Source organism: Dinghuibacter silviterrae (genome assembly GCF_004366355.1).
Classification (GTDB): Bacteria; Bacteroidota; Bacteroidia; order Chitinophagales; family Chitinophagaceae; genus Dinghuibacter; species Dinghuibacter silviterrae.
The window spans coordinates 512,281-526,231 of the sequence record NZ_SODV01000001.1 but is presented as its reverse complement, the minus strand read 5'-3'; the positions used below and the strand labels follow the sequence as shown (position 1 = coordinate 526,231).

At 54.6% G+C, this 13,951-nt stretch carries 11 protein-coding genes; 7 read left to right on the top strand and 4 right to left on the bottom strand.

Going from position 1 to position 13,951, the window contains the following annotated elements; translation table 11 throughout:
- Positions 1-64: 64 nt before the first annotated feature.
- The 4 genes from EDB95_RS02280 to EDB95_RS02265 all read left to right on the top strand — a co-directional run bounded on the left by EDB95_RS02280 (position 65) and on the right by EDB95_RS02265 (position 6,310).
- A complete protein-coding gene (locus EDB95_RS02280; protein ID WP_133990165.1) occupies positions 65-1,381 on the top strand; it encodes a TolC family protein in 1,317 nt (438 codons plus the stop codon).
- 102 nt (positions 1,382-1,483) lie between these two features.
- On the top strand, positions 1,484-2,608 hold the full coding sequence (locus EDB95_RS02275; RefSeq protein ID WP_133990163.1) for an efflux RND transporter periplasmic adaptor subunit: 1,125 nt from the start codon (positions 1,484-1,486) through the stop codon (positions 2,606-2,608).
- A 9-nt stretch (positions 2,609-2,617) separates the two neighbouring features.
- Positions 2,618-5,854: an efflux RND transporter permease subunit gene (locus EDB95_RS02270; protein WP_133990161.1), complete on the top strand. Its 3,237-nt coding sequence runs from the start codon at positions 2,618-2,620 to the stop codon at positions 5,852-5,854.
- Positions 5,855-5,989: 135 nt separating this feature from the next.
- Positions 5,990-6,310 carry a four-helix bundle copper-binding protein gene (locus EDB95_RS02265; RefSeq protein WP_133990159.1) on the top strand — a complete coding sequence of 107 codons (321 nt, stop codon included), beginning with the start codon at positions 5,990-5,992 and terminating at the stop codon, positions 6,308-6,310.
- Between the two features lie 111 nt (positions 6,311-6,421).
- On the opposite strand, the gene EDB95_RS02260 is transcribed toward EDB95_RS02265, so the two are convergent.
- A complete protein-coding gene (locus tag EDB95_RS02260) occupies positions 6,422-8,665 on the bottom strand; it encodes a putative Ig domain-containing protein (RefSeq protein ID WP_133990157.1) in 2,244 nt (747 codons plus the stop codon).
- A gap of 138 nt (positions 8,666-8,803) precedes the next feature.
- Between EDB95_RS02260 and EDB95_RS02255 the strand changes: the two genes are divergently transcribed.
- A complete protein-coding gene (locus tag EDB95_RS02255; RefSeq protein WP_133990155.1) occupies positions 8,804-9,154 on the top strand; it encodes a DUF7674 family protein in 351 nt (116 codons plus the stop codon).
- A 12-nt stretch (positions 9,155-9,166) separates the two neighbouring features.
- Here EDB95_RS02255 and EDB95_RS02250 read toward each other — a convergent pair whose 3' ends face one another.
- The 3 genes from EDB95_RS02250 to EDB95_RS02240 form a co-directional block, all read right to left on the bottom strand.
- A complete protein-coding gene (locus tag EDB95_RS02250) occupies positions 9,167-10,087 on the bottom strand; it encodes an NAD-dependent epimerase/dehydratase family protein (protein ID WP_133990153.1) in 921 nt (306 codons plus the stop codon).
- Between the two features lie 63 nt (positions 10,088-10,150).
- Complete coding sequence (locus EDB95_RS02245) at positions 10,151-10,720, bottom strand: Crp/Fnr family transcriptional regulator (protein ID WP_162852457.1); 570 nt, start codon at positions 10,718-10,720, stop codon at positions 10,151-10,153.
- A 43-nt stretch (positions 10,721-10,763) separates the two neighbouring features.
- Positions 10,764-12,623, bottom strand: coding sequence for a T9SS type B sorting domain-containing protein (locus tag EDB95_RS02240; RefSeq protein ID WP_246073447.1), 1,860 nt, complete (start codon positions 12,621-12,623; stop codon positions 10,764-10,766).
- Positions 12,624-13,013: 390 nt separating this feature from the next.
- Here EDB95_RS02240 and EDB95_RS02235 point away from each other — a divergent pair, with 390 nt between their 5' ends.
- Together EDB95_RS02235 and EDB95_RS02230 are read left to right on the top strand one after the other, a co-directional pair.
- The gene (locus tag EDB95_RS02235; RefSeq protein ID WP_133990148.1) at positions 13,014-13,643 is read left to right on the top strand and encodes a hypothetical protein; all 630 of its coding nucleotides are present in this window, start codon (positions 13,014-13,016) and stop codon (positions 13,641-13,643) included.
- The gene (locus EDB95_RS02230) at positions 13,624-13,923 is read left to right on the top strand and encodes a winged helix-turn-helix domain-containing protein (RefSeq protein WP_133990146.1); all 300 of its coding nucleotides are present in this window, start codon (positions 13,624-13,626) and stop codon (positions 13,921-13,923) included. Before EDB95_RS02235 ends, EDB95_RS02230 begins: the two co-directional genes overlap by 20 nt.
- Positions 13,924-13,951 lie beyond the last annotated feature (28 nt).

Sequence of the window (13,951 nt, the reverse complement as noted above, 5' to 3'; positions counted from 1 at the left end):
CACGTAATTCGGCAAAAATCAGTTTTTGACGAGTTGCTTGCAAAATAAAAGTAATATCAAAAATATGAGAAAGTATTGTCCGTCGATTGGAAAGATAGCCCTTGCATCCGTGTTTTTATGGCTTTCTCCTCGTACAACGGTGATTGGGCAGGCCCTTCCGGGCGAACAGCAGCTTCAGTCCGATACCCTGAGGGTTGGCCTGGACAGTGCGGAGAACATTTTTGTTCGCCAGAACCTGTCCTTATTGGCTCAGCGCTATAATGTCAGCGCCCAAGACGCCCTCGTCCTCCAGGCCAAGCTCTGGCCAAACCCCAACCTGTCCTTGTCGACCATTATATATAATGGAGACGCAGAAAAGTGGTTTGCTTTCGGGTTTCCGTATGGTGAAGTCGCGGGGAACATCTCGCAACTGATCATGCTGGCGGGGAAGCGTGGCAAGTCGATAGATATCGCCAAGGCCAATACCAAGCTTGCCCAGTATCAGCTGTATGACCTCTTGAGGACGTTGAAATATACCCTGCGTACCGATTTCTACAATATCTATTACCTGATGCAGACGGCGTCGGTGTACGACCAGGAAATAAGGGCGTTGCAACAGGTCGTTACGGCCTACAATGCACAGGCGGGTAAGGGATATATCGCAGAATCCGAAGTAGTCCAGATCAAGGCGCAATTGTACAGCCTGCAAAGTGAGTACAACGACCTGATCAACCAGATCAACGACACGGAAAGCGAACTGAAGCTGGTGATGCAGGTTAAGAACACGGTCTATGTCGCTCCGATCGTAGATACAATGGCTGTCAAGGCTATGGAACCGTCCAAGTATGGCCTGGGCCCCCTGATCGATTCCGCCATGGCCAACAGGACGGACCTGATGGTTGCCAAGGAGAATACGGAGATCAATAAGCTCCAATATTCCTACCAGAAAGCCCTGGCCGTGCCGGACCTGACCCTCAGCCTGAACTATGACCAGCAAGGCAGCTTTGTCCACAACTTTACGTCGTTTGGGGCTTCCATAGACCTGCCCTTCCTGAACCGCAACCAGGGGAATATCAAATCGGCGAAGGCGATGATCGGATTCGCCGAGGCTACCCAGAAAAGCACGGAGCTTACGGTACAGGAAAATGTTTACCGCGCCCTTCAAAAGGCGTACGCGAACCAGAAGCTGTACCAGAACATCGACCCCGCCTTCGCAGCCGAATTCGAGGCATTGTCCAGGGCGGAGCTGGAGAACTATGAGAAGCGGAATATCGGGCTTTTGCAATTCCAGGCATTTTACGACGCGTACAAGCAAAATGTGGTACAGGTGAATACGATATTGTTCAACCGGGTGAGTTCCTTTGAAGACCTGAACTTCTACACGGGAACGAACCTGTACTAACCTCCTCTTGCCATATAAAGAAAAAAGGGCGCATAATGGCGCCGGATACTCTTTTGTCCCTTGCGCCAGATAATTAATTATGTTTACTATATATTTCATGTTATGACAATATCAACTCCGAAATGGCTACAGGCAGGCGGCCTGTCGTATTGTTTGATCCTGACCTGCGGCATGCTGCTCCAGTCGTGCGGTGGCGGTGGCGGAGTGGCCATGGACGTGGGGGAACGACAACCGTACGTTATACCTGATTCCCTCCTGCGTACGCTGAAGATCGATACGGTACGGCAGGACGAATTGATCAATTCCATGACCCTGACCGGCCAGGTCGACTTCGACCAGGACAAGGAGGTGAATATTTTCCCGTTGATCAGCGGGAATATTAACGCCATCAAGGTACAGTTGGGGGACTATGTCAGGAGCGGGGAAGTGCTGGCCACGGTTCGAAGCAGCGAGATGGCCGGGTATAGCAACAACCTGATCGTCGCCCAAACCAACCTGACGGCCATGAAGAAACAGTTGGATGCCACGCAGGACCTGTATAAAAGCGGTCTTGCCTCCGTCCTGGACCTGACCACTGCCCAGACCAACTATGACCAGGCGGTCGCTCAACTGGATTTGGCCAAGCGGGTATTGAAGATCAACGGGAACGACACCAGTGGCGTCTTTTCGGTCAAATCCCCGATCGACGGTTTCATGGTGCAGAAATTCGTCACCAACGACCAGGTGTTGCGACCGGACAACGGGGGGGTCATGTTTACCATATCGGACCTCAAGGATGTCTGGGTATGGGCCAATGTGTATGAAGCAAACCTGGACAAAATCCACATCGGGGACCCGGTGGACATTACCACTTTGTCTTATCCCGGCAGGACCTTTAAAGGTAAAGTAGACAAGATCATGCACGTGCTGGACCCTAACAGCAAGGTCATGAGGGTTAGGGTCGTGATCGACAACCCTGACTATGCGCTCCGCCCCCAGATGTTTGCCACGGTTACGGCGACCAATTCCGCGCACCAAAAAGCCATTTTCGTCCCCCTCAGTGCCCTCGTATTCGACCACAGCCAGTATTATGTAATGACGTACCAGGGGAGCGGAAAAGCATCGATCACCCCCGTCAATAAACTGAGCCAATTGGGTGATAAAGTGTACCTGGTGGATGGGGTAAAAGCGGGCGACCAGATCATCGCGTCTGATGCTTTGCAGATTTACGATCAGTTGAACAATTAAACCATTCCAATGACCAAGTTCCTTAGGAGAGTCGTAGGGTTCTCCCTTAAGAATAAATATTTTATCATTTTCCTTACCTCGGTACTGATCGTCAGTGGCATCATTACGTTCATGGATATGCCCATCGAGGCTTTCCCCGACGTAACCAATACGGAAATCGACATCATTACGCAATGGCCGGGCCGCAGCGCGGAGGAAGTGGAAAAGTTTGTCACGATCCCCATCGAGATTGCGATGAACCCGGTGCAGGATAAGATCAGCCTTCGCTCGACAAGCATCTTTGGTTTGTCCTACGTCAAGCTCATCTTTGAAGACAATATCATCGACAAGGATGCCCGTCAGCAGGTGATGAACCTGTTACCCAATGCAAACCTCCCGTCGGGCTTACAACCGCAGGTGCAGCCACCCACCGGGCCGACCGGTGAACTCTACCGGTATACGATCAAAAGTACCTTCAGGGACGTCCGGGAACTAAAAACCATACAAGACTGGGTCATCGACCGTCAACTGCGGTCTGTCCAGGGCGTGGGGGATATCAACAGTTTCGGGGGTAAGACGAAGGTGTATGAGATCGACGTCGATCCCGGGAAATTGACGAACCTGGGGCTTACGCCCCTGGACGTGTTTAACGCAGTTCAGAACACGAATATCAATGTCGGCGGGGACATGATCACCCAAAACAACCAGGCATTCGTGGTCCGGGGCATCGGTCTTTTGGACAATACCGAAGACATCAAGAATGTCATCATTCAGAATACCAACGGGGTGCCGCTCCTGGTAAAGGACGTTGCCACCGTGCAGATATCCAATGTGCCGCGGCTGGGTTGGATCACCCGGGCGGATGGTTCCAGCGACGATCCCCAAACGCGAAAGGTGGTCAACCAGGACGACGTGGTCGAAGCCATCATCGTGATGCGCAAAGGCGAAAACCCATCGGAAGTGGTGAAGGGTATCGAGCAAAAGATCAAATATCTCAATGAAAACGTCTTACCGGCCGATACGAAGATCGTGCCGTACTATGACCGGACAGACCTGATCTCCTACGCGACGCACACGGTATTGCACAACCTTGTAGAGGGGATTTTATTGGTGATCGTGTTGATCTCCCTATTCCTTTTCGACTGGAGGGCGACCGCAGTGGTCGCTGTAATCATACCCATCTCGCTGCTTTTTGCCTTTATTTGCCTGCACCTGATGCACATGAGCGCCAACCTTCTTTCGTTGGGCGCCGTCGACTTTGGGATCATCCTGGACGGGACCATTGTGATGGTGGAGGGCATCTTTGTTATCCTTGACCATAAGGCCAAGGAGGTGGGCATGCAGCGGTTCAATGAGATGAGCAAACTCGGGCTCATCAAAAGGAGTGCGGCCGAAATTGGTAAAAGGCCTTTCTACCTGAACGTCATCATCATCACCGCGCTGCTGCCGATCTTTTCCTTCCAGAAGGTGGAGGGTAAAATGTTCTCGCCCCTGGCGTACACCCTTAGCTTTGCGCTGCTGGGCTCCCTGATCACCACCTTGACCCTGGTGCCGGTCATGATCAGCCTGCTGATGAAGAAGAACGTGAAGGAAAAGCACAACCCGATCATCGAACCGATCATGAACTTTATGCTCAAGGGCTTTGAGCTGTCGTTCAAAGCCAAGGAGGTGGTCGTCGTTACTGCGATGGTGTTGATGCTGGCGGGTATTTACTCTTTCAAGTACTTGGGATCGGAGTTCCTGCCACAATTGAACGAAGGGAGTATATGGCTTCGTGTACAGGCCAACTATAGTATGGGTCTGAACAAATCTGTGGACATCGCTAAACAGACCCGGGACATCCTCATGAAGTTCCCCCAGGTACAATATTGTGTGTCCCAGACGGGCAGGCCGGACGACGGTACGGATGTCACCGGATTCTACAACAACGAATTCGACGTACTCATGTTCCCGGAGTCGGAATGGCAGCCCAAAATGAGCAAAGAGGAGTTGATCGACACGATGAACAAGGCGCTGTCCGTCATACCGGGTGTGAACCTTAACTTCTCCCAACCGATCATGGATAACGTCGAAGAGGCGGTGTCTGGGGTAAAGGGGAGTATCTGTTTAAAGGTCTATGGCGACACGTTGCCGTATATGGAAGACAAGCTGCAAGAGTATTATAATGTATTGAGGAACATCAGGGGGATCGAGGACCTGGGGATCATGCACAATACCGGGCAGCCGGAGCTGGACATCAACCTGGACCAGCAAAAAATGGCTTTGTACGGGGTGACGACCGCCCAGGCAAACGCCGTGATCAGTATGGCCATCGGCGGCCTGGGTGTCGGAGGGGTGCCGGCCAGCACCTTGTATGAAGGGATAAAAACCTTTGACATCCGGGTGCGGTTGCCGGAAGAGTACAGAAGGAACCGGACGGATATCGAAAACCTGCTGGTGCCCACCACGAGCGGCACCAGGGTGCCCATCAAGGAAATCGCCACGATCACGGAAAGGACCGGCGCCTGTCTGATCTACCGGGACGACAACAAACGGTACGCCGCCCTTAAATTCTCGATCCGCGGACGGGACATGGGGTCGACCATTGCAGAAGCCCAACAGAAAGTGGCCGAGGCCGTACACCTGAAGCGCGGGTACAGCATGGCGTTCCAGGGAGACTTCGAGAACCAGCAGCGGGCGCAAAAACGGCTGGCCCTGGTTGTCCCGATCAGCCTGGCGCTGATCTTCATCCTGCTGTTCAGCATGTTTGGGAATTTCAAAGACTCCCTGCTGGTCTTCATCAATGTGCCCTTTGCCATTGCCGGCGGCATGATCGCACTGCACCTGACGGGCACCAACTTCAGCATTTCCGCGGGGATCGGCTTTATCGCCCTGTTCGGGATTTGTATACAGGACGGGATCATCCTGATCACCATGTTTAAGGAAAACCTGATGCATCGAAAGGGTGATAAGTCCTTCTATTACGACCTGGAAAAAATGGAGGAGGACTCCCATGGAGAAGCTGTATCCGAGGACAGGGAACCGACTTTGTACGAATCGATACGGATGGGTGTCCGGGCGAGGGTACGGCCGGTGATGATGACGGCCTTGATGGCAGCCATCGGTCTGTTGCCCGCGGCCATATCACACGGTATCGGTTCCGAAAGTTCCCGGCCCCTGGCCAGGGTGGTGATCGGGGGTATCCTGAGCGCCATGGTGTTCTCGCTGTGGGTGTTCCCTCTGATCTTCGGATGGGCGTACCGGCATTATGATAGGAACAAGAAGTAAAAGGGCGCCGGAGGCGCCCTGCCCGAAGGGCCATCATTAGCGGTGTTGCGGCGGCGGCCTAAATTGTCCGCTTAGGCCGTCGCCGCAACTCAAAGTTTGGCACAGTTTTTTTAGAGGGTAGGGAAAGGATCAATGATGAAATCTCCGAATGAATGCCTGGAGGCTTGCCTCCGTTGTATGATCGTTTGCCAGGACTGCGGGCTCATTTACCTGGAAGCAGGAATGAAGGAATGTGCCCAGCTTTGCCTGGATTGTGCGGAGATCTGTGACCTTTGTTCCACCCTGATCGCCAAAAACGCGGATTGTACGGCCGATATATGTGCCCTTTGCGAGGACATCTGTACGGCCTGCGCCCAGCAGTGCAGGGAAAAGGTGGTCGAGGACGAATCTTGCAAAGTGTGCGCCCTGGCCTGCGAGAATTGCGCTAAAGAATGTGCCCTGGCGTACGCCGCCTAGTGCTTTTGCCCCTTCGGAAAAGATGTCCGCGGGGTTCCACATACATATACGCAACAATAAAAAAGAGAGGGAGCCCCGTAAGGCTCCCTCTCTTTTTGTGCCCCGGGGGGCTTAGTCTTTTGCGTGCCGCACTCGTACCAGAAGTACCCCATGCGAAGGGATCATCTGGGCGGGTGTATAAACGCCGGTAAACGTCCCAAGATCGCGCTGCCGCCAGCAGTCCCGGACGACCTGGGCGCCGTAAAGACCGAGGTCCGACAGGGATACCGTTGCCTGCGTGGCTTTGGAACCCAGGTTGAATATACCGACCGCGAGGGTGCCGTCGCTCAGCGGTTTTGTCCAGACCTGTATGTCGCCGTCCACGATCGCTTTCCGGGCGGGTTTGCCGTCCGCGTCCTGGTCAATGGCAAGGACCTCGTCGTTGCTCAGAAGGTTTAAGGTAAAGTCGTCCATTTGACTCATGTCGCAACCAATGAGCAGCGGGGCGGAAAGGAGGCACCAGAGACTGATGTGGGTATATTGTTCGTCAGGCGTGAGGTGGGTGTTGTGCAGACTGGGTCCCCAGCCGACTTTACCGACGACAAGCATGTCAGGATCGTTCCAGTTGCCGGGTTTGGTAAAAGGAGCGCAGACGTCCTGGCGGAAGCCGATACCGGACATGGAAGACCAGGAATCGTTGATGTCGCCGGTGGTCCGCCAGGAGTTGCCCCCGGTGGCACCGCCCCATTCCCAAACGTTGCCCATGCCGTACTGGCAAAAGCTGAAAAGGATGTCGCGGTTGACGCCGGCCAGCGCGGCGGCCATGACCTGGTAGGGCTTTTTCATGTCGTCTAAGCTGGGCTTTGGAAAAAGGTCTCCGTAGGAGCACCAATCGTATTTGAGGTAGTCGATGCCCCAATTGGCGTAAGTGTTGGCGTCCTGGACTTCATGTTGGTAGCTGCCCAGGAAACCGCCGCAGGTTTTCGGGCCGGGTGAGGAATAGATACCCACCCGTAACCCCAGTGAATGGACATAAGCGGTCATTTTCGCCATGTCGGGGAACTTATTGTTGGGTACGACCTCCCCCTGGGGGTTGCGGGTGTCCCGTTCCCAGCCATCGTCCATATTGATATAGGTCCAACCGTGGTTGATAAGACCGCTGCGGTTCATGGCGTCGGCGGCGGCCCGGACCTTGGCGTCATTGACGCTGAGCCCCCAGCAGTTCCAACTGTTCCAACCCAAAGCAGGGGTAAGAGCGATCTGGTCACCCACGACGATTTTCAGGTCCCTGTTGGCCTTGCCCATCTGGTTGGAGGCGGAGAGGTGGACAACGTAGGTCCCCGCTTCCCCGGCCTTGCCGGACAGGACACCCGTTGCGGGATCGATCGTGATCCCGGCGGGAAGATCGGTTGCCGCATACCGCATGGGCCGGACGCCGGTAACCGGTACCTTGAAAAGAAACGGATGGCCCGGGCGGACGCCCACAATCGCCGCCCCGTTGATCCGGGGGGAAGCCGGGGCGGGTGGGGTCAGGATATAGGGGATGCCTTCGGAGGCAACCACCTGCTTGTTTGACTTTTTGTCCCGGAAGGTATAAAACGCTTCGTAGGACTTACCGGACGGGAGTTTGCAGTTATAGACATAACGAAAGGGCGTACCCGGGGTGACCGATGCGATAGGGACGGTTTTCCGCCATACGACGGTTCCGTTGGAAGGATCTTCCACCATGATCGCCATGGTCCCGGAAAAGACATAGTGTGGATCGGTGGAGACGATCGCGATATTTTTCCGTGCCTGTCCCGGCGTACGGAAACGGAAAGGGGTGGATTTGACTTCTATGCGCACATAGTCGTTGACGTCGCTGGCGGTGAGGGTATAGGGACCTTCCCACATCCCACCGTCGCCACCGTGGTCGTAGACACGGACGGCGAGCACGTTGTCCTGGTCCCAATGGATGCAGGGATCGTTAAGGGATATCGTGTAGATCCTGTCCAGCTCCCAATTGCCTTCGGTGATGTCCTTGGATTTTCCGCCGTTTTCCCCCACCAGTTTCCCATTTAAAAAAACCTCGTCCCCATCATCGATCTTCCCTAAAGCCAGGCGGATGGATTCTTTAAGGTAGGACGAATGCTTAAGAGAAGAGGGGATGACCAGGTGAAGCCTGTACCAGGCGTACCCGTCGTAACCGGGGTAGCCTTGCGTTTCCCATTGATGGCCCACTTCTATGGGTTTCCAGGTGCTTTCGTCGAGACCCGGCGTAGCCCAGGAAGGGTCGTCGCCAGTCCGGAATTTCCAGCCGTTGGAGAGGTCCACCTGGGCCATGGTCGTCATCGGTAAAAGGGTGGTGATAAGCAAGCGTAGTAAATAAAACATCATGGAATTTGTCGTTATATAGAGGAAGGTACGCCTGCTTTTTTGAAAAACGTTTGCCAAAATGAAAAGCGGCAAATATTGCGCAAACGTTTGATAATATGTGTTTTGTCTTGTGGTATGGGCTTTGGGCCTGAGCACCGTATGATCAACCAGTATGAGGTGGCCGCCTGTTTGAAAGACGAGCTGCCACAAGTCAGCAGGGGGCTGTCTCCCCTGGCCGCCCTCGATGTGGTGGCGAACATCCAGGAGCTTACGGACTACGCCCGTAAAATGGCATCGCTGATGAACCTGAAAGAGGTCCGGAAGTGTATGGTGTTTGCGGAAAAAATGTATGGCAAGGGCAACAAATACGTCCGGGACGTTATCGAAAACGTGTTCGTATTTTCGTTCTCCACGCTTTTCCTTGGTGACCGCCCACGCCGCAAACAGCTCCAGGCGCTGATACCGTTGTCGCTGTACAGCGTGTATGTGCGTCAGATCACGGCGCCTTAAGCGGGGGGCTTTTTAACGATACGTCGCCGCAATCTGCCGGATGCCCTCCTCGTACGAGGTCGGGGCAAAAGCAAATGTTTTTTCGAAGTCGCTGCTGTCGAAAAGGTAGTCGTATTTGTTTTGGTACAGCATTTCGAGCATACTCCTCATGTTGGGTATAAACAACGCGGTCAGGCTGAGCATCCATTTCGGCAGCACTGTATAACCCGAGGGGCGTCCGAAGGCTTTTGCGGCAAGATCCAGGAGTTCCTTCCCGGTCAGCGCGGGCCGGGCCGTAGGGAGGTTCCAGATGCGGTTAAACGCAGATGGGGTGTTGCCGAGGATAGCGGTAGCGCGTGCGGCGTCGGGGGTATAAATCATAGAGTGTTTTGTCGCAGCGCTCACCATCCATTGCGGTTTTTTACCCTTGTGCAGGTTGTCAAACACGAGTATCTGGGCAACACTGTTGGCGCAATCGGGACCGTAAAAGTCCGGGGCACGGGCAATAATTGCCTGTATGGAACCCGAACGGACTTCTGACAACAGCTTCTCTTCGATTTGTTTACGGACGGCGCCCTTTTTGCTGCTGGGGTTCATCGGAGAGGATTCCGTCATCCAGCCATTGACCCTTCCCAGGGAATATACATTGCTGAAAAATACAAGCCGGGCGCCGGTGCGCTTGCAAGCTTCTATGACGTTGTCCATGATGACGGGCCAGTCGCGTTTCCACACTGTATAGCTGTATTGTATACCGGCCGTCAGGTAAACGACTTCAGAACCTGCGCAGGCTTTGATGACTTGCTCGCGGTCCAGGAGGTCGGCGGTCATCAGCGTATCTGTATCGTTGATCTTCCGGGGATGACGGCTGACGAGACGGATGTCGGTGGTATATGTCAACAAGTATTTGGCGAGGTCTTTGGCGATGACGCCGTTGGCGCCCAGGATGGTTTGCATAACGAAGTGTTTATGCAAAGGTGGTCATTGGATGGCCTCGCTTGCTTGACAAATGTCAAGAATTCAGGTGAGCTGTTTTTTCCGCATGCGGCTCAGGGTTTCCGGGGTCATCCCCAGCATGGACGCCAGGTATTGCAACGGGACGCGGTTGAAAAGCTCAGGGTTCTGCACGAACAATTGCTGAAAACGTTCTTCCGCGCTCATGTAGAGATGGCTGAAAATGCGCTCTTCCAGGTAGATGAAGCAATTGATCAGGAGCAGGCGTTCAAACTCGACCCAGCGGGGGACGGCCTTTGCCATTCGGCGGTATTCCTCTTGCCGGATGACCCAGATCTCGCAGTCTTCCAGGGCTTGCATGTTCCAGCGGCCAGGTTTGGAGAGCATAAAACTGGAAAGGTCGGTGGTGAAATAGTTGGGGGTAACGATCCATTGAGTCACCTCCTTATCCCCGGCTTCCAGAAAGATGCGGATCAGGCCGGTGGCGACAAAGGCCATGCAGTCGCAAACACGGCCGGTCCTCATCAGGAAATCCCCTTTCCGGAGTAACTCCGGTCGAAAGAACTGGCTGATGTTTTCGGCCTCGGTCACTTCTGTCTTGAAGGACGTCCGAATGTAGTCGTTGAGCTGCTGCATATTGCCAAGATACGAAAAGGCGCCCTCGGCGCCGCAACGCATTTTACCGTATAAGGACGCTGGTTCCTTGCTGGACGACCTTTTGGCCGGTTTCCGAGTTGGTGTACCGGAGGGTCCATACATAGGTACCTACGGGTTGGATTTGGCCGTTGACCGTTCCGTCCCACCGAATGGTCCAGTTGGTCGTTTCAAAAACCAACTGCCCCCACCGGTTAAAGACCTTGAAATCCAGGTTGACAGCCTTGTAGGCATTGAGGGGATAGAGATAATCATTGATGCCGTCGCCGTTGGGTGTAAAGGCCGACGGTACCGCAATAAAGCAGTTGGCGACGGCCCGGATCACCTGGGTGGCGGTATCCGAACAGGAAGGACTGCTCGACACGATGAGTTGTACAAGATAGTTCTTGTCTTCGGGCAGGTCCGGGTATTGTTTGGGCGGGGGGTACTGGAGGGTGCTGGTGGTCCCGTCTCCAAAGTCCCAGTGGTAGGCAATGATCGAACCGATGCTGCTGTCGGAGAAATAGGCCTTGTCGTTGGGACAAAGGAGGTTGGTGGCTTCAAAAACGGCCTTCAGGGTATTGTCCAGGTCCACGGTCACGGTCGAGGAATCCGTGCAGAAGCCGTTGGACACCACGAGTTTTGCGGTTTTTTGCCCAAAAATTGTGTAGACCACCTGCTGTTGTTCCCCGCTAGCCTGTTGGGTCGTGTCGAAGGTCCAGTTCCAAAGGGTGATGCCACCCTCCCCGGGGTCGCTGTAGTCGATGGTATCCGATTTGCAGCCGAGGTGGACCTGGTAGCCGATTTGGGCGGAAATCGTGTCCCCCGCCTGGAAAGAAACGGTCTGACCGGCGGTGAGCTGTTGGGAACAGGCGTCGATCAGGGTGTTTCCATCGTTTCCGGTGACCAGTTGCAATTGATAAGTACCCCCCTTGACGATGGGACCGGACAACTGGACTTTGACGATGTTGGTCGGGCTGGTATTGGAACCCGGGGGCAGGGTCCCGCAACCCGAACCGATGACGATCACGCCGGAGGGCCCGGTCAGACGGAACTCGCTCCCGTCTGCGTCCACGCTGGAACACTGGATATTTTTGTCAAAAACAACCGTCAGCACCGAGGGTGCGCAACCCACGGGGGCGATGCTATCGAAGGGGGCAGGGGGCGGGGGTGTTGGTATGGTGATGGTGGCGGAGTCCCCGACGCGGATGGGGGTACTGCAGTCGTCGAGGAGGGTGTTGCCGTCGTTCCCGTTCTTTATGGCGATGAGGTAATTCCCGGGGGAAATGGGGCCGGAAAAGGTAACGGTCACCGAGTCCATGTCAAAACCGGAGTTGCAATTGTCGCCGGTGGCGCCGATCACCGAGGGGGGTGTTTGTCCTGCCAGCGGGATCAGCGTGAAGTCGCTGCCGTTCGCGTCCAGGGAGGAGCATTGCATTTCCTTGCTGAGGCCAATCTTTATGGTCGTGGAGCCGCAGTCGGCCACGATGGCTTGCGTGAGTGCCGGGGTCGTGGTGTCTGTGATGACGGCGGTGCCTACGTCACTGCCATAGCTGCTGACGCCTCTGCCTCCGCCAAGGTTGGGGTTGCCGCCGAAGGACAGGGTATAACCGCTTTGGGTATTTGTGAAATGGCTGATGAGAAGAAGGTAGGTGTGGCCCTTTAGGATCGAGGGCATCGAGCTGAAGGGGTCCTGGTAGTTGGGACTACCGGGGCCTACACCTGTATCGGAGGGGCATTCTATAATGGACGTGCCCTGTGTGGCGGCGCCTGTCAACCCAACTGTTCCTGACCAGTCGCAGGCGACAAATAGAGACGCGTCCGAGTAAATAAGGTTCGGATCTTTTCCGGTTATATCGAAAAGCTGCCAATCATAGTCGTCTCCCAAATTGTTTGGCGTTATCACAAACCCGAGGGTACCGGATGTAAAGCAAGTAAACCTATAGTAATAAGGGTTGATATCGCCTATCGAGCCGCCGGTGTTGCATGGGCAGGTAACAGATTTGTTCCCACATAGATTCACGGACGTTTGTACAAAATTGCTCGTACCGCACACCGGGAAGGCAGTAGTGGGCGTTTGCCCCATGGCGGAACAGCCGTTTATGGACGATTGGGCATACACCCCACCCGACGCCAGCAAACTGGCGACCAACAGCCAAATACTTCTCCCATGTCGAGCCATTCGTACCACAGTCAAATGTAATAACGACAGAATTGCCCCAGCATTTGGATGGTAGGAAAATTAAGTTTTGGAGAAATGGGTCCGAAGAATTTACTTTGTATTTCAAAGCACTTTATGGACCCTCATGCGTCTTCGCACCTGGATACCCTGAAGGACATCCGCAATATGATGGAGCGGAGCGGCCGGTTTATCAGCCTGAGCGGCTGGAGCGGGATTGCCGCGGGTTCTTGGGCCCTGGCGGGGGCCTACCTAGCTTCCCGGGAGTTTCGATACCTACGGGGTGGGGAGATCGACTGGACGGTGGGGCTTGCGCACCTAAGGGCGCGGCTGATGGTGATGGGGTTGTGCATTTTTGTGGGCGCCCTGGCGTCGGCCTTTGCTTTTACTTATGCCCGGAGCCGGAAACAGGGTGTACCTATATGGGGGAGCGCCGCCCGCCGGCTTTTGTGGAATACCATGCTGCCGATGCTGGCGGGTGGGGTGCTGGTGTTGAGGTTGTTGTACCTCGAATTAGGGGGCTTGGTGGCGCCGGTTTGCCTGTTGTTTTATGGCCTGGCACTGGTGAACGGGAGCAAATATACGCTGGGAGAGGTGCGCTACTTAGGGTACGCGCTGATCCTGTTGGGTGCTATCAATTGTTGGGTGCCGGGTTATGGGTTGTATTTCTGGGCGGTGGGTTTTGGCGTTTTGCATATTGTCTACGGCATCTGGATGTGGAGGAAGTATGAAAAACCCGATCGCTAACCTCAACAAGGTCTTCGACAGCAGGATCCGGCTGGGGATCATGAGCGCGCTCATGGTGAACGAGTCGGTGCACTTCAACGAGCTCAAGGAGCTGATCGAGGTCACGGATGGCAACCTGGCTTCGCATCTTAAAACGTTGGAGGAGAGCGGGTATATAAAGGTGCAAAAGGGTTTTGTGGGAAGGAAAACCCAAACGACCTACTCGGTCACCAAGGCGGGGGAGAAGGCCTTCCGGCAGCATTTGGAGGCGTTGGAGCAGATGATCAGGTCGATGGAATAACGCCCGGCAGCGGGCTTTTTTTAGAGCA

Bases quoted from the DNA above. Each gene is read 5' to 3' on its own strand.
- EDB95_RS02280 (WP_133990165.1), top strand. From the start codon at position 65: ATGAGAAAGTATTGTCCGTCGATTGGAAAGATAGCCCTTGCATCCGTG.
- EDB95_RS02275 (WP_133990163.1), top strand. From the start codon at position 1,484: ATGACAATATCAACTCCGAAATGGCTACAGGCAGGCGGCCTGTCGTAT.
- EDB95_RS02270 (WP_133990161.1), top strand. From the start codon at position 2,618: ATGACCAAGTTCCTTAGGAGAGTCGTAGGGTTCTCCCTTAAGAATAAA.
- EDB95_RS02265 (WP_133990159.1), top strand. From the start codon at position 5,990: ATGAAATCTCCGAATGAATGCCTGGAGGCTTGCCTCCGTTGTATGATC.
- EDB95_RS02260 (WP_133990157.1), bottom strand. From the start codon at position 8,665: ATGATGTTTTATTTACTACGCTTGCTTATCACCACCCTTTTACCGATG.
- EDB95_RS02255 (WP_133990155.1), top strand. From the start codon at position 8,804: ATGATCAACCAGTATGAGGTGGCCGCCTGTTTGAAAGACGAGCTGCCA.
- EDB95_RS02250 (WP_133990153.1), bottom strand. From the start codon at position 10,087: ATGCAAACCATCCTGGGCGCCAACGGCGTCATCGCCAAAGACCTCGCC.
- EDB95_RS02245 (WP_162852457.1), bottom strand. From the start codon at position 10,720: ATGCAGCAGCTCAACGACTACATTCGGACGTCCTTCAAGACAGAAGTG.
- EDB95_RS02235 (WP_133990148.1), top strand. From the start codon at position 13,014: ATGGACCCTCATGCGTCTTCGCACCTGGATACCCTGAAGGACATCCGC.
- EDB95_RS02230 (WP_133990146.1), top strand. From the start codon at position 13,624: ATGAAAAACCCGATCGCTAACCTCAACAAGGTCTTCGACAGCAGGATC.